Source organism: Paenibacillus xylanilyticus (assembly GCF_009664365.1).
GTDB classification, from domain to species: Bacteria; Bacillota; Bacilli; order Paenibacillales; family Paenibacillaceae; genus Paenibacillus; species Paenibacillus xylanilyticus_A.
Window position 1 is genome coordinate 2,866,524 of sequence record NZ_CP044310.1, and the last position, 25,154, is coordinate 2,891,677.

General features: G+C 45.1%; 20 protein-coding genes and 1 other annotated feature. Of the genes, 18 read left to right on the forward strand and 2 right to left on the reverse strand.

Annotated elements, in window-relative coordinates; all coding sequences use genetic code 11:
• Position 1 precedes the first annotated feature (1 nt).
• Positions 2-874 (forward strand): UTP--glucose-1-phosphate uridylyltransferase GalU, encoded by an 873-nt coding sequence (gene galU / locus F4V51_RS12935; protein WP_153978269.1) that lies wholly within the window; start codon positions 2-4, stop codon positions 872-874.
• Between the two features lie 185 nt (positions 875-1,059).
• Positions 1,060-1,330 (forward strand) — a binding site (T-box leader).
• A gap of 168 nt (positions 1,331-1,498) precedes the next feature.
• Positions 1,499-2,584 carry an aspartate-semialdehyde dehydrogenase gene (gene asd, locus F4V51_RS12940; RefSeq protein ID WP_153978270.1) on the forward strand — a complete coding sequence of 362 codons (1,086 nt, stop codon included), beginning with the start codon at positions 1,499-1,501 and terminating at the stop codon, positions 2,582-2,584.
• Between the two features lie 62 nt (positions 2,585-2,646).
• Here the strand turns inward: asd and F4V51_RS12945 are convergent, their stop codons facing one another.
• Positions 2,647-3,615, reverse strand: a complete 969-nt coding sequence (locus F4V51_RS12945; protein ID WP_153978271.1) for a bile acid:sodium symporter family protein — start codon at positions 3,613-3,615, stop codon at positions 2,647-2,649.
• Between the two features lie 142 nt (positions 3,616-3,757).
• Between F4V51_RS12945 and F4V51_RS12950 the strand changes: the two genes are divergently transcribed.
• From F4V51_RS12950 to F4V51_RS12990, 9 genes are all read left to right on the forward strand, one after another.
• A complete protein-coding gene (locus F4V51_RS12950) occupies positions 3,758-4,228 on the forward strand; it encodes a DUF6376 family protein (RefSeq protein WP_153978272.1) in 471 nt (156 codons plus the stop codon).
• Positions 4,229-4,675: 447 nt separating this feature from the next.
• Positions 4,676-5,473 (forward strand): sulfite exporter TauE/SafE family protein, encoded by a 798-nt coding sequence (locus F4V51_RS12955; protein WP_153978273.1) that lies wholly within the window; start codon positions 4,676-4,678, stop codon positions 5,471-5,473.
• 189 nt (positions 5,474-5,662) lie between these two features.
• The gene (locus F4V51_RS12960; RefSeq protein ID WP_153978274.1) at positions 5,663-8,047 is read left to right on the forward strand and encodes a polyprenyl synthetase family protein; all 2,385 of its coding nucleotides are present in this window, start codon (positions 5,663-5,665) and stop codon (positions 8,045-8,047) included.
• 275 nt (positions 8,048-8,322) lie between these two features.
• Positions 8,323-10,956, forward strand: coding sequence for a PAS domain S-box protein (locus F4V51_RS12965; RefSeq protein WP_153978275.1), 2,634 nt, complete (start codon positions 8,323-8,325; stop codon positions 10,954-10,956).
• A gap of 196 nt (positions 10,957-11,152) precedes the next feature.
• Positions 11,153-11,653, forward strand: coding sequence for a copper amine oxidase N-terminal domain-containing protein (locus F4V51_RS12970; RefSeq protein WP_153978276.1), 501 nt, complete (start codon positions 11,153-11,155; stop codon positions 11,651-11,653).
• Positions 11,638-11,979 (forward strand): hypothetical protein, encoded by a 342-nt coding sequence (locus F4V51_RS12975; protein ID WP_153978277.1) that lies wholly within the window; start codon positions 11,638-11,640, stop codon positions 11,977-11,979. The genes F4V51_RS12970 and F4V51_RS12975 overlap by 16 nt, the downstream gene beginning before the upstream one ends.
• A 443-nt stretch (positions 11,980-12,422) precedes the next feature.
• The gene (locus F4V51_RS12980) at positions 12,423-13,154 is read left to right on the forward strand and encodes a Stf0 family sulfotransferase (RefSeq protein WP_153978278.1); all 732 of its coding nucleotides are present in this window, start codon (positions 12,423-12,425) and stop codon (positions 13,152-13,154) included.
• Positions 13,155-13,294: 140 nt separating this feature from the next.
• Entirely contained in the window at positions 13,295-15,040 is a 1,746-nt protein-coding gene (locus tag F4V51_RS12985; protein ID WP_153978279.1) for an ABC transporter ATP-binding protein, read from the forward strand.
• Entirely contained in the window at positions 15,037-16,806 is a 1,770-nt protein-coding gene (locus F4V51_RS12990; RefSeq protein ID WP_153978280.1) for an ABC transporter ATP-binding protein, read from the forward strand. Before F4V51_RS12985 ends, F4V51_RS12990 begins: the two co-directional genes overlap by 4 nt.
• A 93-nt stretch (positions 16,807-16,899) precedes the next feature.
• On the opposite strand, the gene cyoE is transcribed toward F4V51_RS12990, so the two are convergent.
• Complete coding sequence (cyoE, locus tag F4V51_RS12995; RefSeq protein WP_127535973.1) at positions 16,900-17,829, reverse strand: heme o synthase; 930 nt, start codon at positions 17,827-17,829, stop codon at positions 16,900-16,902.
• Between the two features lie 403 nt (positions 17,830-18,232).
• Here cyoE and F4V51_RS13000 point away from each other — a divergent pair, with 403 nt between their 5' ends.
• From F4V51_RS13000 to F4V51_RS13030, 7 genes are all read left to right on the forward strand, one after another.
• Positions 18,233-19,150, forward strand: coding sequence for an NAD(P)/FAD-dependent oxidoreductase (locus F4V51_RS13000; protein ID WP_153978281.1), 918 nt, complete (start codon positions 18,233-18,235; stop codon positions 19,148-19,150).
• Between the two features lie 201 nt (positions 19,151-19,351).
• Positions 19,352-20,514 (forward strand): IS3 family transposase gene (locus F4V51_RS13005; protein ID WP_416226484.1). Its coding sequence is split into 2 segments (ribosomal slippage): positions 19,352-19,616 and positions 19,616-20,514, totalling 1,164 coding nucleotides; the frame shifts between segments, so codons are not numbered across the junction.
• Positions 20,515-20,738: 224 nt separating this feature from the next.
• On the forward strand, positions 20,739-21,326 hold the full coding sequence (locus F4V51_RS13010) for a TetR/AcrR family transcriptional regulator (protein WP_153978282.1): 588 nt from the start codon (positions 20,739-20,741) through the stop codon (positions 21,324-21,326).
• Between the two features lie 59 nt (positions 21,327-21,385).
• The gene (locus F4V51_RS13015) at positions 21,386-22,867 is read left to right on the forward strand and encodes a DHA2 family efflux MFS transporter permease subunit (protein WP_153980684.1); all 1,482 of its coding nucleotides are present in this window, start codon (positions 21,386-21,388) and stop codon (positions 22,865-22,867) included.
• Between the two features lie 288 nt (positions 22,868-23,155).
• Complete coding sequence (locus tag F4V51_RS13020) at positions 23,156-23,800, forward strand: protein kinase family protein (RefSeq protein WP_153978283.1); 645 nt, start codon at positions 23,156-23,158, stop codon at positions 23,798-23,800.
• Positions 23,801-23,835: 35 nt separating this feature from the next.
• Positions 23,836-24,810, forward strand: a complete 975-nt coding sequence (locus tag F4V51_RS13025; RefSeq protein WP_153978284.1) for an MBL fold metallo-hydrolase — start codon at positions 23,836-23,838, stop codon at positions 24,808-24,810.
• Positions 24,811-24,903: 93 nt separating this feature from the next.
• A complete protein-coding gene (locus tag F4V51_RS13030) occupies positions 24,904-25,125 on the forward strand; it encodes a cupin domain-containing protein (protein WP_153978285.1) in 222 nt (73 codons plus the stop codon).
• Positions 25,126-25,154: the final 29 nt, after the last annotated feature.

Consider the following 25,154-nt stretch of genomic DNA (forward strand, 5'->3'; position numbering starts at 1 on the left):
TATGAGAATCAAAAAGGCAGTTATTCCGGCAGCCGGACTCGGAACACGCTTCCTGCCGGCAACCAAGGCTCAGCCGAAAGAAATGCTGCCCATTGTGGATAAACCCGCCATTCAATATATTGTTGAAGAAGCGGTACAATCGGGCATTGAAAACATTATCATCGTGACCGGACGCAACAAAAAATCGATCGAGGATCATTTTGACAAATCGGTGGAACTGGAGCATACCCTCTATGCCAAAGGCAAACAGGATTTGCTTGAACAGGTGCAGGCGATAAGTGATATGGCAAGCATTCATTTTATCCGTCAAAAAGAGCCTCTGGGACTCGGACATGCCATCGGATGCGCGCGTCAGTTTGTGGGAGAGGATCCGTTCGCTGTGCTGCTGGGGGATGATATTATGGTGTCCGATCCGCCTGCACTTGCACAGATGATTCATTTGTATGAAAAAACCGGCAGTCAGGTCGTGGGAGTACGTCAAGTGCAGCCGGATGATGTAAGCAAATATGGAATTATTGATTCAGCGGGTGCGGAAGATCGGGTTCACCGAATTACGAATCTGGTGGAGAAGCCCTCAATGAAGGAGGCACCATCAAGAACGGCGGTAATGGGGCGTTATATTCTGAAACCATCGATATTTCCCATATTGGATCGGATCGAGAGAGGCGCAGGAGGAGAATATCAACTAACCGATGCGTTAAAAGAAGTGAGTCAGTTGGAGGAGTTGCTCGCTCTTGAGCTTGAGGGCCGCCGCTACGATATTGGCAATCAGTTCGGTTACATTCAGGCTATTTTGGAAATCGGACTTATGCGCAAGGAGCTGCAGCCGGTACTGTCACCATACCTCAAACAGCTCGCAACGCAGTGGGGATGAATTGCATAATGTTTAGACGTATTAGTTAATAAGGATGAATATGGGAATATAAGCATTATGCAGGCTTGTCCTTCTGTTAACGAATGCTTTTGTCACTAAAACGTAGTAAATAAATATCCATTTGCAGCAAATTATAAAAAATATGTTTACTTCGCAATGGTAACTTTGATATTATAATCGCAATATCAAATGCGACGAAGAGACGAGTAAATAAAAGTATTCTTTCTCAGAGAGCCCCGGCAGCTGAAAAGGGGTAAAGAATTTTTATTGAATAAAGACTCAGAGCAGCACATCGGAACTTGCATATAGGGGATGGTGTGACAGGAGCTCCTGTTACAGAGCGGAGTATAGGCTGTTACAACTGATTAACAGTTGTATCCTTAACTCTAAGAGGCTGATATGGCGACATATGGGCGAATCTGGGTGGTACCACGAGTGTTCAATCTCGTCCCTGAGACTTCTGTCTTGGGGGTGGGATTTTTTTGGTTTTTCCGGGGTGCTCGCAACACGCTTTGGAATTACTTGAATAGTGTTTACTAAGGGAAGAATCATGAAGTCCCATCAACCGATGCAGGAATGAAAATAGCTATTATCGAACTCACACCGAAAGGAAATGATGATTATATGACAGCAAAATTGAAAGTCGGTATTGTCGGAGGAACAGGAATGGTAGGCCAGCGTTTTGTGGACCTGCTGGATGGCCATCCATGGTTTGAAGTAACAGCCATTTCAGCAAGTGCCAACTCTGCAGGTAAAACATACGAAGAATCCGTTCAGGGCAGATGGAAACTTGCAGTTCCTATCCCGGAAGCTGTGAAACAAATCGTTGTACAGGATGCCTCCCAGGTTGAAGCATTTGCCAGCCAGGTTGATTTTATCTTCTGTGCCGTAGATATGAAAAAGAATGAGATCCAAGCGCTTGAAGAAGCTTATGCCAAAACAGGCACTCCGGTTGTTTCCAACAACTCGGCTCATCGCTGGACTGCCGATGTACCTATGGTTATTCCAGAGATCAACCCAGGACACCTGGAAGTGATTGAAGCACAACGTAAACGTCTGGGCACCAAAACTGGTTTCATCGCAGTTAAACCAAACTGCTCCATTCAGAGCTATGTGCCTGCACTGCATGCGCTTCGTGAGTTCAACCCGACTCAAGTAGTTGCTTCCACGTATCAAGCCATTTCAGGAGCAGGCAAAAACTTCACGGATTGGCCTGAAATGCTGGATAACGTCATTCCATACATTGGTGGCGAAGAAGAGAAGAGTGAACAAGAGCCACTTCGCATCTGGGGAAGCGTGCAAAACAACGAGATTGTGAAAGCAGCGTCTCCACTCATCACGACGCAATGTATCCGTGTTCCGGTAACAGATGGGCATCTGGCTACGGTATTTGTCAACTTTGAGAAAAAACCTTCCAAAGATGAAATTCTGGAGCGTTGGTTGCAATTCAAAGGACGTCCGCAAGAGCTGGAATTGCCAAGTGCACCGAAACAGTTTATTACGTATTTCGAGGAAGAGAACAGACCGCAAACGAAGCTTGATCGTGACATTGAACGCGGAATGGGCGTATCCACGGGAAGACTGCGCGAAGACTCGCTCTATGATTATAAATTCGTGGGATTGTCCCACAACACGCTCCGCGGAGCAGCAGGCGGTGCGGTTCTGATCGCGGAATTGCTTAAAGCTGAAGGATATATTCAACCGAAATAAAAAATCATATTTTAAATATAAAAAAACGCCAACCGTTTGTTGGCGTTTTTTGCTATACGTTCTTAGGCTGCCGACGTTTTGTCTGCATTTTGCAGCAGTTGTGACCGCCGTCCAAGCAAATAACCTGTCAGGGAAGCCAGCATTTGCTGAAATACCATCCCGAGAACAACCGGGACAGCAACGGGAGGTGGGAAATAGGATACGGCAAGCACCGCTCCTGCGCTGATATTGCGCATGCCTCCATTAAATACGAGCGCCACCTGGTCAGCCTCATTCCAACCCAGCAATCTTGCAATGAAATAACTGAGTGCATAGCCTAAGGAAGCCAGGAAAATGATGATTGCCGCCAGACCAGCCAGTCTCCAGTTGAAATCGGCCAGATAAGGAGCAACAACCGATCCGTTGATAGCGACCACTACCGCCATAAACAACTTGGAAAATGGATTCAGTCTTGGGCCCCATACCGGTACAATGGCTCCTTTGGTCCATTCATTCAGCAGCATGCCCACCAACGAAGGCACGACGATCATCCAAAACAGACTGCTCATGATCGCTCCCATATCCAGCGTAACGCTGGTGCCGATCAGGAGTGAAAGAACACCCGGAACGACGAATGGGGCCAGCATGGTATCAATCAGGATGATGGATAGCGTCAGTGCAATATTGCCACGGTAAATGCTAACCCAGATGAAGCTGCTTACACCAGTCGGAATTACAGCTGCCAGAACCAATCCGGTTATCGTATAAGCGTCCATCGGAAAAACCAGATGCCCCATACCGAGTGCGATCAAAGGCATCGCCAAATGTAATATGAACAGACAAACAAACAGGGGAAAAGGCTTTTTCAAAACATTCAGAAAATCCCTGAACCCTAGACTGATACTTCCTGCAAACGTCATAAATGCAAAAAGCCAAGGTGACAAAAAGGTGTACGAAGAAAGAAAGCTTCCGCAAAGTACGCCAATGATAATGCTGGTTGGAGTAATCAGTGGCATGATGCGGTTTAAGCGCTGATTCAAAGCCTGAAGCATAGTCATGACATCCCTTTACCGTGTGATTCTTCCATTATACATGTTCAATCCTATGAGTGCAGACCGATTTGCATTCGGGTATCCGGAACAGCTATCATTCAATTAAGTAAATAACTTCTGATACAAGGAAGGGAAGATGCTCATGATTCTACGTAAACGAAGGCAAACACTGATCATGACAGGCTTTATTGCCACAAGTATTTTTGTCATCTCGGCTTGTTCTGTTGTGGAGCAGGCAAACGAAAGTTTAAACTATGTTAGCGGAGCAACGGACTATATCGAGCAAATATCCAGTGCTGGCGCAGAGCTCCAACAGCTCGCAACGGATGCCGCCAACAATCCACAGATTACCGAGCAGATTCAAACAAAGATTGATCAGATTCAAGCGGAGGCTAGTGAATTCTCCCAGCTTACGGCTCCGGCCATCGGTGAGAGCATCCATGAAAATTTGGTCAGTTATAACAATCAGTTAACCGAAGTTGTGGGCCAATTCGAGACCACCATAGCAGAGCAAGGCTTTACTGCGGAAAACTGGGAAAAGACCGGAATCCCGGATCTGATCAATAATATCAACAATCTAAAAGATCCGTTGAGCGGACTAGGAAATGAATGAGCCAAATTTCAAATATGAAGTAAAAAAGGTGCCAAACGATGTAATTCGTTTAGCACCTTTTTATATTTGTACATGCTGGAGTATACGATTTCACTTGCTATCAGGGCTTACTGCTTATCGAGCCAGCGGAAAACGTGGTACAATGAGCAGGAATGTCTTTTATCATTTTGTGGTGTCATACACAATGCGTACTCCGAGAGTGCCGTAGCTTTCTTCCTTATAATTGCACTGGCTGCAGGTCTTGGTGGCGCAGAGTGAATCACTGCATACATGCAATTTTTCGCTGCAGTGAGGACATTTATTTTCAAAAAGAGTCTTGAACAGATTAAGCATGCTTAATCACTCATTTCTGATTAATTTACTTGGTTTTTATTATAGCCGATAAATATCGCCGCGTATACAGTTTTTTGACAAGGTTTTTCAAGCGCAAGAAAGGAAGAATTACCGATGGATGTTCTGCTTTTTATCATCATGTTTATACTGGGTCTGGTCGGTTCCTTCTTTTCCGGTTTACTGGGTATTGGTGGAGCTATTATTAACTACCCCATGCTGCTGTACGTTCCCTCTCTAATGGGTATTGACCCTTTTACTGCACATGAGGTTTCCTCCATTAGCATGTTCCAGGTATTCTTTTCCTCGTTGGCAGGTGTAGTCGCATTTCAGAGAAAGAAGAGGAAGGCCGGGGTCGGGCATGCTTTGGTGAATAGGACGCTTGTTGCATACATGGGCATCAGTATTCTCATCGGCAGCTTGATTGGAGGCATCCTATCCAGTCATCTGGATGGAGATGTCATTAACCTGATTTACGGCATATTGGCAGTTATCGCGATTGTCCTCATGTTGATTCCGGGAAGAGGTACAGACGATGCTTCAGATGTTGTGGAATTTAACCGATGGATTGCGGCAGGTTCGGCTCTGGCCGTGGGCGTTGTATCGGGAATTGTTGGCGCAGGCGGTGCTTTTATTCTGATTCCGATCATGCTGACGGTGCTTCGTATTCCTACGAGAACGACGATCGCCTCGTCCCTGGCCATCGTGTTTATATCCGCGATTGGTGGAGTCATCGGGAAAGTCAGTGGTGGAAGCATTCCGATTGAGCCAGTCATCTACACCGTTATAGGGAGTCTGATAGGGGCATCACTCGGCTCGAGGGTCAGTTCAATGATTAATGTGAATGTGCTTCGCTATGGTTTAATTGTTCTTATTGCCGTTACTGCCGTTAAAGTGTGGGCTTCTATTCTATAAAAACAAGGATCAGTGGATTGTCCATGACGATTACGTAACCAAACGGTTCAAGCGCCGTATAAAGGTTATGAACATGAGCTGGCGAATTTGATACAGCATGAATTCACAACAGTTTTCGTCCATGGAGCATCCTCAATCTCCTCTCATGGATACATGTTTAACATTAATAGAAGTTGAGGTATCCATCCTATGAATAACGCACTTATAGATCATGCCGAAGCAGGATATGAGTTAGCCGAGCATAAGGCAGCCCAGTACTTTGCTTCCCTTCATAACCAGCTAATAAATAACACATATACAACGGTTCTAAAGCAGGATTTTCATCTATGGCAAAAGAAACATATTCAGCGATTCTCATGGTTACCCTGGATATCACGAACTTCAAGAAAACCCGATTCCCGGGATGTATATAGATATATCCACTGGTTGAACGTGACCGGTAAACTGGATGAGTACCTCGATCGCAGTATTTCCTATATTTATATGAGAGATCTGGGCAAGGCGCTGGATACTCCCGAAACGCAGGCTCGTATTCAGCGGGTTGTGCAGGATACCAAGAAATACTTCATGCGTGCGGATGGAGCGAAACGACAGGGCCAGCCCGATTTTATCAGCCTGGCGGCATTGTATCGCTGGGCTCAGAAGGAAAACGTGGAGACTGCCGTAATCTGGCTGATACAGAAACTTGAAAACGTCGCTTCAAATATTCCGAAGGAGCTGGACGCAGAGCAGGCACAACGCAAGCTGATTAAGATCATTCTTGGCGTTGTCCTGCATGTGAATGATGAATTGGATGAAACGACACCCATTCCGGAACGTTCGAAGAGATTTGATGCAGCTATCAGATTGGGGTATTCATACGGGTTAACCTATCCATTTATAGACGATCTGTTGGATTCACAGGCCCTGACTTCCCAAGAGAAAGAACAGTATTCCCTCCTGATTCGAAAGGCGCTGCTTACAGGAATTGTACCTGACATTGGCGAGTGGAACGGAGACAATGAGGAAGTCATTCGCTATGTTCATTCAGAGCTGCGTGAGGCATTTGAATACATCAAGAATTATCAGCGACCTGAGATGCAGCGGACCTTTTTCGAGCAATCCTATGTGTTTTTTCAATCCCAAGAGCTGGACCGGGCGAAGAAACTTGCCAATGTGAGTTATACCAATGAAGAGCTCTATATCCCGATTATTATCAAGTCATCTTCATCCAGGCTGATTGTTCGTTCCGTCCTAAGCGCTTCGGAGGATGAAGGCTTTGATCTCCGCACGTTCTATTATGGAATTTACAATCAACTGGCCGATGATTTTGCAGATATGTTTGATGATTTGGAAGAGGGGGCAGTGACTCCGTACACGTATTATTTGAAATACCGGGATCTGCGTCCTGACTTAATTAATCCATATGAGCTCTATTGGACTGTAATCTCTCATTTGATCCACAGTGTGTATGACTCGGATGCCAAGACTCGTGAGGTCATATTGGATCGTGCGATCAATGGCCTCAAACGCAGCAGGGAACGACTGGGACCAGCGAAATATAATGAAATTATGGACATCTTTGCTTCGGGTCAGCCTGAATTTAACGATCTCATTCAACGAATGGTTCAAAAAGCGGATGACGTGGACTTTCTCGATAAATTGCTCAGGGATCAGGTTGTTGTCCATCTGAAGAATGACAAAAAGGAAAAAGAAGATTTTCTTCAAACGGTTCGAAACGTTCGTGAACGGATTAACATGGAAGTTCAAATCTCCAAACCAAATACAATTCTAGAAATGAAGGAAACGCTGATTGATGCAGCCAATTATAGCCTGCAGGGAAGCGGCAAACGGCTGAGGCCGATTTTAACCTGGGTAATGGGTGTGCGAGAGTATGGGCTGTCAGAAGCATCGATCGTTCCGCTGTTAAGGTCACTGGAGTATATGCATACCGCTTCCCTCATTTTTGATGATCTGCCAACGCAGGATAATGCTTCAACCAGGCGCGGCCGTTCAACCTTGCATCAGGTGCATAACAGCGCCACAGCTGAATTAACAGGCCTCTTTCTGATCCAGAAAGCCATTGGAGAACAATCCTCGCTTAGTCAATTCGATGCTTCAACGGTGCTAACCTTGATCCGATATTCGGCTGAAAAAGCAGAAGACATGTGTATGGGGCAGGCGATGGACCTCAACTCTAAAGGAAAAGCGCTGACGTTGGATCAGCTGAACACGATCTGCTTCTACAAAACAGGCATTGCCTTTGAAGCCGCGCTGGTGATGCCTGCTATTCTGGCACAGGTTAAGGATTCTGAAATTTCCTCCTTGAAGGCATTTGCCTATCATGCGGGTATCGCTTTTCAAATCAAGGATGATCTGCTGGATCTGGAAGGGAATGACTTGGTGCTTGGTAAACCAGCCGGGCAGGATGTCCGCAACAACAATTCAACCTTCGTTTCCATCCTTGGGGAGGATGGAGCGAAAAAAGCAATGTGGGAACATTATTGTCTCGCAACGGATGCACTTGCCGAAATGCCGAAGCACATCCCTTTTTTGAAACATTTGTTGGATTACATTGTTGGTCGTGAGCGCTGACAGATTTTACTCGCGATTTCGAGCACCATATGACTTATAATGAACATAAGCGACAAAGGTCGGGACTTCCATGTTGATGGAATCCAGGCCTTGTTTCCGTTTAAAAGACACAAATCATTTGGAAAGAGCTGTTTCAATCCCTATAATAATGGGTACTAAGCAGTTATTATGGTTTTAAAACGATTATTCCTTTTCGAGACGGACAAGTTAAAAGCGATAATTTGAAATTTCGACAACCCATTACTTGAGTATATATTTCAAAAGGAGATCTTAAAATGCAGGTTCAAAAGGTCGACCATCACGAATTGTTCGAGCAGATTTATAATCAAGCACCTATTGGAATTGCACTCGTCGCTCCGTCAGGTCAATGGTTAAAAGTAAACCCTGCATTTTGCAGCATGATGGGCTATACCAGTGATGAACTCATGAATCTCAGCTACCAGGATATTACACATCCGAACGACTGTCCGCAGGATGTAGTCTATGCTTGTGATTTGTTTGAAGGCAGATCGAAAGAGTATACGTACGAAAAGCGCTACATCCAAAAAAATGGGGACGTACTCTGGATTTCATTGCATATTTCCTTGGCCCGGGATGAAAGTACAGATGAGCCGCTATATTTCATTTGTCATATTGTAGATATAACAGATCGTAAGGTGTCCGAACAAAAACTGCTGCACAGTGAAGAGATGTTCAAACTGATTTCGGATAATGCACAGGAGATTATCTACATTGCCAATCTTGATGGAGTTTGTCGGTTCTGCTCACCTTCGGTTCGCGATCTGCTGGGTTACTCTCCAGAAGACATTATCGGCCAGAATAACAATGACTATTTTCATCCGTTTGATCTGGAACAGATCTCACAGATGGACTTGACTACCGGAAATATGCTGAATATCAGAGTTCGTCATAAAGATGGACATTATCTATGGTTTGAGACCACATACAAGATTATTGGGGATGCCGAGCAGGAACGGCAGATACTTACCATTGGACGAGACATATCTGAGCGAAAGAAACATGAAGAGATCAGTGCAGAGGCTGAACGTATTGCGATGATTGGTAGTTGGGAATGGGATATGGTCAATGACCAAATCGCCACTTCAGATCAGGTGCTTGAAATTTTCGAGCTTGAGCGCACACACAAACGCTACCGGGCAAGGGATGTTCTTCGGGTGATGAATCCCGCCGATGCAGCATCCTTGCAAGAAAAAATCAGAGAGACGAAGCAAGGAGAACCGCTTGATTTCGAATACAAACATATCCGTTCTGATGGGAGTGAGAAATATCTCCATTTGCGCGGGCTGATTACGTTTGATGAACACCAACAGCCAATACAATTGAACGGAACTTTGCAGGACATCACTGAACGGAAACTTATTGAATTTAAACTGCAGGAATCCGTGGAACGTTACACTTCACTTAAGAAATATAATCATGACGCCATTATCTCGTTTAACATGGACGGCAACATCATGAATGCGAACCCTGTAGCGGTGAAAATGACAGGTTGTCCTGTGTCGGACATGATCGGCACGAGCATTAGCAGATTCATCGGAGCTGTCAATCTGGGAATGATCCTGCGCAGCAATTACGAATTGGCTGAGAAGGAAATTAACGCCGTTCGTCACACGGATGGTACTGAGACAGAAGTGTTAGCTACACTTGCTCCGATCATCATCAACAAGACCAATGTCGGATTCTATCTGATTGCGAAGGATATTACGGAACAGAAGAAGCTGCTTGTGGCCAAAGAGACTGCCGAGAGAATGAACAAGGCCAAAAGTGAATTTTTGGCAATGATGAGCCATGAAATTCGCACACCCATGAACGGTGTTATCGGGATGACAGATCTGCTTCTGGATACGCCGGGACTTAGTGAGGAGCAAAAGGAATATATTCAAATTATTCAGAAGAGTGGAGATTCCTTACTGGCCATCATTAATGATATCCTGGATTTCTCGAAAATAGAGTCAGGTAAAACGGATCTGGTCGATGATCCTTTTGATGTTGGGGAAATCGTGACAGAAACCGTGCAAATTGTGAAACCACTGGCTCGTGAAAAGGAGCTGGATATTCGTTTACGTCTGGATGAGGCCATACCGACTCCGCTCTATGGCGATGCTTACCGTTTGAAACAAGTACTTACCAACATTATCGGCAATGCGGTCAAATTTACGCCAGAAGGTAGTGTGGCAATTGAAGTCGGAGTTAAGGAGCAGTGCAGCAATAACATCCTTCTGCAATTTAAGGTGAAGGATTCGGGCATAGGGATTCCTGTTGAGAAAAGACAGCAATTGTTTGAGCCCTTCTACCAGTTAGAGAACTTTATGACCCGTAAACCTCAAGGGACTGGTCTGGGGTTAGCCATCAGTAAGAAGCTGGTAGAGCTCATGCAGGGCGATATCTGGATCGAGGAATCGGATGAACCTGGTACAACATTTATATTTACGGCTTCCTTCAAATTAAATAATGATGAAGGTAGCAGCCAGTTTGATCAACAGCAGAAAAAGAACAGAAGTACACCTCTGCGCATTCTCATTGCCGAAGACAATGAGGTTAATTTGCTTGTCCTTAGCCGGATGGTTGAGAAAAAGGGACATTTTGTAGATCGTGTAGCAGATGGTGTGGAGGCTGTTGAGAAGGTCAAACGTAGTGCATACGATATTGTTTTTATGGATGTGCATATGCCGCGGCTTGACGGATTTGAAGCCACCAGAGCGATTAAGGAACTTTCGGACCCCGAAGCATGTCCATATATTGTTGCGGTTACGGCAAATGCCGTCCGGGGCGATAGGGATAGATGCTTGAAGGCGGGCATGGATGATTATGTAAGCAAACCTATAAAGAGCGAGTCCATCATGCAAGTGATGGAGAGGTATTATCACAAGAAACAGATCCATCATTGACCTCGTAAAAAGGATCATTTCTGAACGAGTCAGCACCTGATGGGCAATAGAGCCGCTGCTTATCCTAGATAAGGGAGCGGTTTTTTGGCATCCTATCCAGCGTTTTTTTATGTGAAGTTCCAACTTTCAATGGTCAGATAACGTTAACTTTTCCAGAAAGAATGGTTACGTTATTTGTTCCTTGGGAGGATGTCACATGAAATTAAAAAAATGGGTTATATCATTGCTGGCGATCTTGATGATTGCCTCATTTAATGCACCGACCTTTGCTGAAGAAGAAGCTATTGTAGAGGTTGAGGATGGAGTACTGTCCAATAATCGGGTTCTGATCCCTTTAAGAGTTGTATCCAGCAATCTAGGGGGGGATATAAAGTGGTATCCGGAAGATAGATATATACAGATTCACACAAAAGAGAAAGAGATTTTGCTGGCTGTTAACTTCAAAAATGCGCGTGTAAATGACACGATAATAACGATGGATTCGCCCGTGCTATTAATTGGAGGCGTGACGTATGTTCCCTTGAAATTTGTCAGTCAGGTTTTTGGAGCCAAGCTGACCTGGGATGGTGAGAACAAGCAGGCAACAATAAGGTCAAATGGTCAGACGGTAGTTGTGCATGTCCAGCGTGATGAATCCCGAATAACCAATTCTCTGAAAATAAGCCATGCCAGGTTAAATTATTGTCGGAAAAATTGAACGAAACGTCCAAGCTGTCTGAGATTAAACATGTACAGACGTATTTCAAACCCTATTTTACAGAGAAGTTGATCGGTTCCATTGTTGGAGGGCAGGAGCTGCAAAATGAATGGATTCAGTATGATGTTCCTGAGAACTCCGTTTATTATACAAGTTCTACAACAGGAACATTATCTCAATCGTTCGTTCTTGGGAATACGCTAACAGGTGAATCACACTACGTCTATGATCGAAACATTGAACTTGTACACCGTGAAGGTGTATGGAAAGTCAATCAAATGAAGTTTGCCTACAGAACCATTCCTAATCTGGGGTATGATCGTTAAGCTTACCGCATATGATGATCAACATGTAAGAAATAACAATTAAGACAAAATGTTCTTGACGTAATGTGGTGGAGTGCATACAATAATAACAAATATGTGTAACGGGTGGGTAGATGAATATGTTCATGCCAATATGGGATTTACATTCAATAACTGAATAAGCATGAGCATAGATACGATCTTAGGATGAATGTCAGTGTGTAGACAGTCGTGCTTGTGCAGCCCCTGTCGTGGACACTATTCATTTTGCGATGCAGAGGAGAAATCCGGAAACGATTTTGATTTCATATGGTTCTCTTGTTGATACAAAGCTGTAGATGAACATTAGTTCATCTATGGCTTTTTTGCATGCATCCCACCAATCGGTTCACATGGAAAGGAGATCTTTAGATATCTGGGCTTCAATTCATTTTATATCCTAAGGGAAGAAAGGTGGTAAAGGTATGAATAAACCTTCTCAAAGCTATACGATTTGGTTTTCCCAACGCACAGGCAGTACACTGCTCAGTGAAGCTTTAAGTTCAACAGGCGTAGCAGGTAAACCTGGTGAATGGCTGCATTTCCAGCATAAGAGCCCGGAAACATTGAAGCGTGCAGATCTGGAGCAAATCTGGGAGATGGGTACAACACCTAATGGGGTATTCGGCATCAAAATTAATTTTGAACAGCACTGGATCGATGCCATTCGCAAACTTTATCAGCTGCCATCCGAAACGCCGAGGGCGGAAGTATGGAGTACAGGTTTCCCCAACTGTACGAAGCATATTTACATGACACGCAGAAACAAAGTGAGACTGGCAGTGTCTTGGTGGCGGGCTATTGTTTCAGGTGAGTGGCATCGTCAGCATGGTGCTCAGGCTGAAGAGAAAGATATTGCAGATCAATACCATTTTGATGCCATTAAACATTTGCTTGTTGAGAGCAGTATGTGTGAAGCTGCCATCGAGGATTTCCTTTCGGAGTCGGGCATCGTCCCTTTGACGATTGTATATGAGGATTTCGTACAAAATTACGAGGGGACCGTCCGAAAGGTACTGGAGTACTTGGATGTTTCGTCTGCTGACGTTACCGTTGCGCCCCCGGCTTTTGACCCTATCGCAGATGAGATATCCGAACAATGGGTTCAAAGGTTCCGGGAAGATTGCCAGAAGGGTTGGGAGAATACAAGATGGTAAAACTACAAGTCAATTTTGAAGTTTGGGTGCAAGAGATGGTATTTCATGTTGTTCTGCATGATTCGTCTTAGCTATACGACATGAAAGGCATAATGAAGTTAATTGAATAGTATTTAAATAGACGTAAAGGGGTGGGCAGCATGCCCAAACAAGAAAAAAGATCCATGACCTGGCTCTTCAGTTATCTGAAGCCTGTAAAAGGGCGACTCGCACTGCTGGTGGTAATGCTGCTGACTTCTACCGGTTTGCAGCTGCTGAATCCGCAGATCATCCAGCGGTTTATTGATACAGCCGCTAGCGGTGGAATGCTCACAAATCTGATTCAGCTCGCAGCCCTCTTTCTGGTCGTTGCTGTATGTAATCAGTTGATTACGGTGGCAGTCAGTTATTTTGGCAATGATGTGTCATGGCGCGCAACCAATCAGCTGCGGGGAGACCTGCTTAAACATTGTCTGAAACTGGATATGCGTTTTCACAATGTAAAAACACCCGGGGAAATGATTGAACGTGTGGATGGAGATGTAACGAGCATTTCCAACTTTTTCGCCATGTTTATTGTTCAGGTCATCGGGAGTTTTGTATTGCTTGCCGGGATACTCGGTTTTATGTTCACGGTGAATTTACCTATTGCAATCGTCATGACCGTGTTTACGTTATTATCGATTTTATTTATGGTATTTATCCGTAATTTGGGCGTACAATCCTCCAAAAATGAGCGAGAAGCAAGTGCATCCCTGTTCGGCATGATCGAAGAACGGATTGCCGGAATTGAGGATGTACAGGCGAACGGGCACGTGCCGTATGTCATGAGCCGTTTCTACAAATTAATGCGCACGGTATTCCTGAAAGGCCGGAGAGCCTGGATGCTCCGCGTAATTCCGTGGAATACCACCGTCATTTTATTCGCCATTGCTGTTACAGTGGTCCTTTTGCTGGGCGTTCATTATTTTATGCAAGGGGCGATTAGCATCGGAACCTTGTTTCTGATCTATCAATATACCCAGATGCTGAATGATCCGATTGAGATGCTTGGAGATCAGGTGCAGGAGTTTCAAAAAGCGAAATCCGGTATGCTTCGTTCCAGGGAATTGCTTGCCCTGAGCAGTGAAATCAAAGACGGAGACCAGGAACAGCTTCCGAATGGAGCGCTTGGTCTGGAATTTGATCATGTGCACTTCAGCTATAACAACGATAAGCCTGTTTTGCAGGATATTCATTTTAAGATTGAGCCTGGTCAAAGGCTTGGAATTATTGGTCGAACAGGCAGCGGAAAGTCTAGCCTGAGCCGGGTGCTGCTTCGTTTATATAATCTGGACCAGGGTGTTATCCGCGTTGGTGGTATGGATATTTCCAAGCTCAGCTTGAAGGCACTGTACAGACGGGTGGGCATGGTTACGCAGGATGTTCAGCTGTTCGATGGTACACTTCGGGATAACCTGACACTGTTCAATCAGGAGATGCCCGATGACATGATCCTGGAAACGACGGATCGACTGGGTCTGCGTCAATGGATTGATACCCAGCCAAATGGGCTGGATACCCATTTGACAGCGGGTGGTTCATCCTTGTCCGCTGGGGAAGCGCAATTATTTGCTTTAACCCGGGTGTTTCTGACCGAGCCGAGTTTGGTCATTCTGGATGAACCGTCCTCACGTCTGGATGCGGCTACGGAACACTTGCTCCAGTCGGCTGTCAACCAGTTGATGCAGCAATGTACGGGAATTATTATTGCTCATCGTCTGGCTACGCTTGAACAGGTTGATCAGATCATGGTACTGGGGGATGGCCGGATATTGGAATTCGGTGCGAGGGAAGACCTGGCGAACAATCCGAATTCTCATTATGCACGGCTGCGAATGACAGGCAGAGAGGAGGAACTTGCATGAATGTGGCAGGATTTATTGGACGGCTGTTTCGATTTAGGACGGTATTATTTATCATTAACGGTTTGTTGTGGTGCTTGTTTCATTCCTTGCCATTAGCTATTGGTATTGGGATGCAGTGGTTTTTTGATCGAGTGACGATTGGCTCTAGTGATTACTTATGGCTGGCAGTGCCGCTAATATTCATTGCGCTAGTAAGAGTAGCCAGAGTAGGCACGTTCTTTGCCGCTTTCTATGCGTGGATTACATATGTCTTTCACATTCAGGCCATTCTTCGTACCAATATGCTGGCTGGCATTATGCGCTGGCCTGGACGTAATCTTCCCGCTTCACCTGGAGAAGCGATGAGTCGCTTTCGTGATGATGTGGACGAAGTTGTCGAGTATGTTGAGTCCTGGGTAGACTTCTGGGGAAGGCTCGTGTTTGCAATTGTATCCATCGTCATTATAGCAAATATCAACTGGAAAATCACACTGGTCGCCGTCATGCCATTACTTGTCGTTACGCTGCTGAACAATCTGTCAGGCAATCGCGCACGTAAATACGCCCAGACCAATCGGGAAGCGACAGGGCGGATTACAAGTTTTATAGCGGAAACGTTTGGTGCCGTGCAGGCTTTGAAACTGGGGCAGGCCGAGCAGCACGTTTCAGCCCGGTTCAATCGACTCAATGAGGATCGTCGTCAAGCAGCCTTAAGGGATAATCTGTTCAAACAGTGGATGAGATCCCTGAATCAGCATGTGCTCAGCATTTGTACAGGATTAATCCTGCTGATGTGTGCAGCCGAAATGAGAACCGGACAATTCACTGTAGGTGACTTTGCCTTGTTTACATCGTATCTTGCGAACATAGGCTTTAGCATTTCCTTATTCGGGTACATGGTATTCCAGCACAAACGACTGAAGGTCTCCTTTGACCGCATGCGCAAGCTGTTTCGTCCTGGTGAAGAAGATTGCATCATCGAATCGAGAGAGATCTACCTGTATGAGGATCCGCCGGAACCAGTTGAACTGCAGAGAGAAAAGGACGATAAACTTAAGGAGCTGGAAGTCAGCAATCTGACATACCATTATCCTAATTCTTCAAAAGGTATTCAGAATATTAACCTCCGACTGAAACGTGGACAATTTATTGTGATTACCGGACGAATCGGATCGGGAAAATCTACACTGGTGAGGACGCTCCTTGGATTATTGCCGAAACAGGAGGGGCGTATTCGGTGGAACGGGGAAGAGGTAGATCCAGCAACATTCTTGATGCCGCCTCGTGCGGCTTACACGCCCCAGGTCCCTCGATTGTTCAGTGATACATTGAAGGAGAACATTGTGCAAGGCAAAAAGGGTAGAGTAGGCGAATCGCTCACACGTGCCATTCGCCTGGCTGTAATGAAAAAGGATATTGAACACCTTGATCAAGGATTGGAAACCTCCGTTGGTCCGAGGGGTGTCATGCTGTCAGGTGGACAGATACAGCGTGCAGCCACGGCACGGATGCTAATGACTGAAGCGGATCTGTACATCTTCGATGATCTATCGAGTGCCCTGGATGTGGAGACCGAGAAGCAGGTCTGGGAAGGGTTATCCAACGAGCAGCATGTGACATGTATTGCCGTTTCACACCGGCGAGCAGCACTTTCCAAGGCAGATCATATTATCGTATTAAAAGATGGCCGTATTGAAGCCGAAGGAAGCTTGAGCGAGCTTCTTGCGACCAGTGAAGAAATGCAATTGCTCTGGCAGGGAGAACAAGCGCCTGTGAAAGTGGGATAAGATTAGATTAACAACATATAAAAAGCCGTACAGTTAACTCTTTGCATGAGTTAGTCTGTACGGCTTGTTTGTATTCAAGATTGCTGCAATTCTTTATCTGAGCAGCTGTGCAATCAGGGAATAAGCGATGATCACCAGGAATACAATCGTAATGTGATTGATGGAGAAAATAAACATTTTATGTGACCATTTCTTGGTTTGGTTCCGATCAAATGTTGCCACGCTAAGAATGAGCCATGCCAAGCTGACCAAGAAAGCAACAATCGCCACTAACGGGCTAAGCGGCCAGAATAAAAAGCTGGAAAGCAATAACAATACCAGATACACATTCGTTTGAATATACGTACGTCTGATTCCTTTGACTACAGGAAGCATTGGGACACCAGCTGCCTTATATTCGTCAAATCTGCGGATGGCAATACCGTAGAAGTGAGGCATTTGCCACAAGAGCATGGTAACAACCAAAGCCCAGATTTCGAAATGTCCAAGTTCCGGTGAGATTGCTGCCCAACCAATCAGTGGTGGAACGGCACCGGACAAGCTGCCTACTTCCGTATTATATATTGTTGTACGTTTGGTCCACATGGTATATGGGAAGACATAAAGCAACAATCCCAGGATACCAAATACGGCTGCTGAAGGTGAAGCAATATACAGTAGAATGCCCCCGAGCACCGTAATCGTGATCCCCAGAATAAGTCCGGACTTGGTATCAACTTGACCCGTAACGGTCGGACGTGTTCTTGTACGTTCCATAATCGCGTCAATATCCCGGTCGTACAAGTTGTTGAACACACCAGCAGCCCCAATGATCAGGGAGGAGCCAATGACAGACAGTATGATCGGCACAATGTTGGCTATGAATGAGGCATCAAATACATACAATGCCAGACACAAACCGGCAAGCATGGCAATCAGATTGGACTTGATGATTCCGACTTTAATCGTATCAAAGAATACTTTCGGAATGGAGCTATACTCTAGTTCAATTTTGGGTTGAGACCCCTTATTCAGTGTTTTCAAATGCTCACTTCCTATATCTATACTTATATATCTCGTGCCCTTATTATAGCATTTAGTTTACTATGTGAATTAAAACACGTTTTTGTTTAAAAATACTGTCAATTGATTGTGAACAATTTAAAAACAAGGTTTTTTTTAATTGTTAAAATTGAATTTCTGTGCTACAGAATTCATGAAAAAAACAAAGATATCATAATAAATGAGAAAATTATACTTGCATTTTTGAAATTAAGGGTCTATTGTAGATATCAAGGATCTTTAATTGATTTTAATTTCATTCTCTTTATTATAGCCTATCTGGTTGTTATTGTCAGGGTTTACTGTTTTAATCCATAGGCTGTGAAGAAGAGAATCTTTTTTTGGATCAATTAAGGACTTTAAGTATCTGGAAAGGGTGTTTAAAATGAATAAAACAGTAGATGTAATTATTATAGGCGGGGGACCATCCGGTCTGAATGCTGCACTGGTCCTCGGAAGAGCCAGAAAAGAGGTTGTTGTTATCGATGAAGGGCGACCTCGTAATAAGGTGACTCGTGAAACTCATGGTTTCTTGACAAGAGACGGAGCAACGCCTAGTGAATTCCGCCAAATTGCCAAAGAGCAGATCCGAGCCTATCCATCTGTACATATCATGGAGGACACGGCCGCTGCGGTCGCAGGAACGGAAGGTTCATTTGAAGTAACTACGGTAGAAGGAAAGATCGTAAGAGGCCGGAAGCTTCTTTTTGCAGTCGGAAAAAAAGACCAGCCTCTCGACATTACCGGACTGTCCGCGGTATATGGCAAGAGTGCCTTTGTATGCCCATACTGTGACGGCTGGGAGTTGAGGGATCAACCCCTTGGCATCATTGTGAGTGGGGATAAAGCCGTACACATGGCCAAAGTCATATCGGGTTGGACGAACGAATTCACCATACTAACGAACGGAACTGGAATGACGGAAGAACAGCGGGAGGAGTTGAAGCAGCATCAGGTGTCTGTATTGGACACGCCGATCCAATCCATTGAATCAGAGGAAGGAATGGTTAGGCAGATTGTGCTCGAGGATGGAAATACTGTGGAGTGTACAGGCATTTTCTTCGCACCCAAGCTTGTCATCGGTTCGCACCTGGCTCAAACGCTGGGGTGTGAGGTAACGGAGTCGGGGACAATTAAGGTAGATGAGTTGGCCAAAACGTCCGTACCAGGTGTCTTTAGTTCAGGAGATGCTGCATCGGAAATATATCAGGCGATTACTGCAGCTTCGTTAGGCGCGCTCGCGGCGGTTAGCATTAATAGTGAGCTGAACGCCGAGGCCTGGGATCATTCAGGAAAGTTATAAATGTAGATAGTAGAGTAGATCAGATTGGTTTTCTATGAAAACGTGTGGCCAGGTAAACGGAATGTTGATTTTTTCAGGATCGAGTACGAGGAAACGTATTAGAATCAAGGCGGCGAAGTGGTATTATCCCCTTTTAGTAGACATGAGAAAAAAGACATCTGTTAAGATGAACTTAATCATGTAAACGAAGGGGATTTTTTCATGGCTAAAAAAGGACAAACATACCGGCGGTACTCCTTGGAGTTGAAATTGGAGGCCGTCCGGCTGGTCAACGAAGAACATATGAGTATACGTGAAGTAGCGACGCGTTTAGATATTCAAAATAAATCTCAGGTACAAGTGTGGGCAGCCAAAGCGAAACAGGGAATGAGTCTAGAACCTGCTACACCCAAACGGGGACGCCCTAGAACCAAGTTTTCCAGTATGGAAGAAGAGATGGCGTATTTGCGGGCGGAGATTGAATACTTAAAAAAGCAATATCCAAATCTACACAAGGAGTGACGAGTAAAGCAGCCAGATTTCAAATCATTGAGGACCTGAGAGCACGCCATGGTCTGGCTTGGCTCTTGAAGTTAGCTGCGGTTTCCCGCTCGGGTTATTACAAGTGGAGAAAAAGCATAGCAGCCGCAAAAGAGCGTAGACACAAAGAACATGAACTAGAATCCCATTTGCTTGCCATTCATCGCGTGCATCCTTACTTTGGCTATCTTCGAATGACCGTTGCTTTACGACGGGAAGGCCTTCGAGTCAACCACAAAAAGGTGTACCGATTAATGAAACAATTAGGCATCTGTTCTGTCATTCGAAAAAAGCGTCGATTCTTTGGAAAACAAGCCTCTGTGGTAAACCCAAATCGGCTGGAGCGTCAGTTTCAGGCGGATACACCACGAACGAAGCTGGTTACGGACATTACCTATATTCGTGCTGGAGAACACTTTGTGTATCTGTCTGTTATTCAGGATTTATACAATAACGAAATTGTAGCGTGGCATCTTTCTGAACGAAATGACCTTGCTTTAGTTCATGACACGCTGGATAGACTCCGTCAGCACGTGGATCTGAATGGCGTAATCCTACACTCAGATCAAGGATTTCAATATACGTCGAAGCCATTTAACCGTAAACTAAACCAGCTTGGCATGCTAGGCAGTCACTCCAGGCGTGGAAATTGCTTAGATAATGCCTGTGTTGAATCTTTTTTCTCTCATTTGAAGACGGAGAAAATTTATTTGAATAAGGCGGCAAACAAAGCAGAGGTTGAGCAGCAAGTGAATGAATACATACTGTTTTACAACCAAAACCGATTTCAGAAAAAACTAAACGACCGTTCCCCGGTAGAATACCGGGAAACGGCCGCAGCTTAAATCTTGTCTTTTTTTTGTACTGTCTACTTGACAGGGTTATGACCAAAGAGCCGTCTTTTTATATTCTTTGCCGATAACCAGTGTCTTCGCTTCTTTTAATATGAAGACAACAAACTGTTAGCGTTTCCATAACATTTCTTTGATAAAGTTGTTGACAGTACTTCTGGAAACGGGTTTAATTATGTAGACCGATTGTTATAATTCAGATTAAGGAAGTGGCTCCATTGAGTGAAAAGTCTAATGCTAAAGAACAAATTGTCAGCACAGCAGCCAGACTGTTTTTTTCACAAGGATATCATGCGACCGGTCTTAATCAGATTATTAAGGAGAGCAGTACGCCAAAAGGATCGTTATATCATTATTTTCCGCACGGCAAGGAAGAGCTCGCTCACGAGTGCATCCAGAAAGCCAATGAACACATCATGCAGAAATTCGAGGATACCTTCGCAGCCCATGAGACCACAGGAGATGCCATCCAGAGATTTATTCATGACATGGCTGATGAAACGGAAGCGGCTGGTTTCACGGGGTTTCTGCCATTCAGCTTTTGGGCAGCCGTGGAGACTTCCTGTATCAGTCATCAACTGCGTGTGGCATGCCAGGGTGTATTCGCCAATTGGCAGAACATCATTACGAAACATCTGATGATGGAGGGCGTTGGTGAGGAGAAAGCACGAGAAACGGGTCTTTTGGTCATCTCTTTAATGGAGGGAGCACTGATTATCAGTCTGACCAATCAGGATAAACAGCCTCTGCTGACGGCTGCTGATTATTTGTCAAGTGTGGCTAAGAATGCCAGAGGGATTCAATAAGTCTGCACAAAGAGAGAAACAGTTATAATGTTTGAGGAGGATGGATCGTGGAGGTTTCCATGAAGGCTGGTTCTGTACAGGACCAAGAAGAAACAAAGCAATATAAGGTACTGCCCATATTATTCGCGATGCTGTTGAGCGGATTCATCGGCCTGTTCGGTGAAACAGCGCTTAATGTGGCACTGACGCCGCTGATGACCCTGCTTGAAGTTGGACCTACAACGATTCAATGGTTGACGACAGGTTATCTGCTCGTACTGGGTATTTTGGTGCCGGTTTCCGGTATGTTATTACAATGGTTTACAACAAGACAGTTGTTTACAACGTCTCTGATATTTTCGATTGCGGGAACCCTTGTTGCTGCAATCGCACCAAGTTTTGAACTGCTTTTGGTTGCAAGGGTACTGCAGGCTGTAGGTACAGCTCTGTTGCTGCCTTTGATGTTTAACACGATTTTGGTTATTTTCCCGATTGAAAAACGTGGTGCTGCCATGGGATTGATCGGTCTCGTAATCATGTTTGCTCCAGCGAGTGGTCCGAGTATTTCCGGATTGATTTTGGCTAATCTGAGCTGGCACTGGATTTTCTGGATTTCCTTGCCGTTCTTCATTATCTCGCTGGTGTGTGGTCTGCTGTTCTTGCCGAACATTTCAAAACTGACCAAGCCGAAAATTGATGTAATCTCCATTATATTGTCTACCCTCGGTTTTGGCGGGATTGTATATGGATTCAGCAGCGCGGGAGGACATGGGGAAACAGGCGGAGGCTGGACCAGCCCTGTTGTGGTAATTACTCTGGTTGTCGGAGTATTGTCCCTGCTGCTGTTCAGCATCCGTCAGTTGCGGATGAAGCAGCCAATGATGGATCTGCGCGCTTTCAAATATCCAATGTTTACGATCGGCTTGATTCTGATCTTCATCTGTATGATGATGATGTTGTCATCAATGCTGATCCTTCCAATGTATCTGCAGCAAGGTATGGCTGTTACAGCACTGACTGCAGGCCTGGTATTGCTGCCGGGCAGCTTGCTGAACGGATTCCTGTCTCCGGTTATGGGACGTTTGTTTGATAAATTTGGTCCCAAATGGCTCGTTATCATTGGCCTGGCGATCGTGGCTGTTGTACTGTTCATGTACACTGGCATCACGCCAACAACGGCTTTGGGAACAATCATTACGATGCATGTGTTCATGATGATCGGGATTTCCATGATTATGATGCCTGCTCAAACGAACGGTTTGAACCAGCTGCCGCCTGAGTATTACCCTCACGGTACAGCGATCATGAATACATTACAGCAAGTATCCGGTGCGATCGGTACTGCGGTTGCCGTAAGTATTCTGAGCGCGGGTCAGACTCGCTTCTTGAGCAATGTAACTAACCCGGAGAGCCCGGAAAACCAGCTCGCTGGTTTCACATCAGGGGTACAGAACGCATTTGTGTTTGCACTGGTTCTTGCCGTGATTGGTCTGGTGATCTCTTTCTTCGTTAAACGGGTGAAGGTTGGATCACAACAAGGTCAACAAGGCCCTATGCATTAATTCAATATCACGCAACATTAAACGATGTTCTTCCAGTGCGGCTGGGGGACATCGTTTTTTATATTTTGACACCTTGACATGTAACGGGTTCCATCCATTAGAGTGGAAAAGATCAGCTGCAGTACGTCAAAAGTCACATATATAAATATGAAAGCAAATAGTTCATGTTCTGGCGAAATTGGATATGTTCAACGTCTAGTTTAGCGACAATAATAGTGAAGTGAAGTAAGATTCATCACAAAGTGGAAAACGTTTTAGCTCTGATAATCGATCAAGGAGAACTCTTTTATGAAAATCATTCAACCATTACCACCACATCTGGAAGATATGCTATTGCGCTATGAACGGAACGGGCATCTGAACATGCAGGCTTCGCTGCTGGGAAAACAGTCTGTCGTCTATAAAGTACAGGAGTATTGCCTCAAAGTGTACACCAAGCGTGGGAAGATCGGTGGAGAACTCGAGAGCGAAGCCATCATGTCCATGCAAAGCAACCGTCATGTCCCGAAACTGTATGCCTACTCTCCAGGACATTTTATCTTGACCGAATGGATAGATGGATATAATCTGAGACAGTATCGAGAGTACTTCGGGCATATTCCGTGCAACCTGATCTACGATATGTTATATTGCGAACTTGAGCAGATTCAGTCTGGCTATCGGGATTGGGATGTGATACGTTATGAAAATTTGCTCTGGACCCACAAGGGACATGTGAAAAGAACTGATTTTTGGCTATGTGAGCCTGCAGGATCCGAGCGAGAAGGTATGGAAGAAGCGGTGATCCGTAAAATCAATGGCGTTCAGGCTGGTGATGAAGCAGAAGTGAGGGGAATACAGGAATATCTGTTTCGGCACGGTCTTACAGCTTCAGAAGTTCAGCACGCATTGGAGCAGTTTCAATCCCAGGAGAATGAATCCATTATTTCATAGTGAACCAGCCATTATGAAGAACAGAAGGTAATAAGATGACCAAATACGAAAATCAGATTCCAACATCGATGAATATGAGCTTGAAGGCTATGCTGAGCATGCTTCGGGATTCCCTTAAGAGTGGTCAGGAACGAAGACCTATGAGTCATATACCGATAGTGAAAAGTGAGTTTATCGAAGCGGTAAACATTGATGATCATCCGCAAGTGACATGGTTCGGACATTCGGCATTTCTGCTTGAAATGGAAGGAACCCGATTGCTTTTTGATCCCATGCTGGGTAACCGTCCATCTCCGATATCCTGGGTGGGGACGAAGCGCTACAATGTTAATTTGCCAGCCCAGCCAGAAGATTTTCCGCCACTGGATGCCATCATTTTATCTCATGATCACTATGATCATCTGGATTATTCCTCGATTCGGAGGCTGATGAATAAAACCGAACGGTTTATCGTACCGCTTGGCGTACGTCGGCGTTTGATTCAAATCGGTGTGCCTTCGGATAAAATTACTGAGCATGGCTGGTGGGATGAACTTCAATTCAAGGGTCTGACACTGGCATGCACGCCTGCAAGGCACTTTTCGGGGAGAGGATTATTCGATCGTAACTCCACGCTATGGTGCTCATGGGTGATCTTGGGACACGAGACAAAGGTGTTTTTTAGTGGGGACAGCGGGTACGGACCTCACTTCAAGGAAATCGGCGACAAGTATGGCCCCTTCGACTTGACGATGATGGAATGTGGACAATATGACGAACGGTGGGCCAACATACATATGATGCCGGAAGAGACCGTACAAGCCCATCTGGATGTAAAAGGAAAGCTCCTCATTCCTATTCATTGGGGAGCATTCACCTTAGCCTACCATGCCTGGACTGATCCAGTTGAACGAATTACCCAGGCAGCACGTAATGCACATATCAATATCGCAACTCCGAAAATTGGAGAAAAGGTGCAGATCCATACCGGAATTTATCCGATGGAACATTGGTGGAAATCCGGTTTCTAATCATCTTACAGCGTCTACTCAGCACATGAGTGGACGTTTTTTTGTTTATTTTAACATTGAAATTGCACTATAAATTAAGAGGATGTCCTGGAGATGGATGAGGCAGCTTCATGGAGTGCAGAGCCGCACATTGATGGAACTGAGGAGTTTATTACCGTCTTTGAAGGGGAAATGACAATTCATGTCGGGGGAGAAGAGTTTACGGTGAAACAAGGGGAGTCCATTCGCTTTCGAGCAGACAAGCCGCATCGTTATCTAAACTCTGGAGTTTCAGAGAACCGACTTAGCATGGTTATTCATTACCCGGGTAGATAAATAGTAGGTGGGAGTCTGCAGCTTGGAGT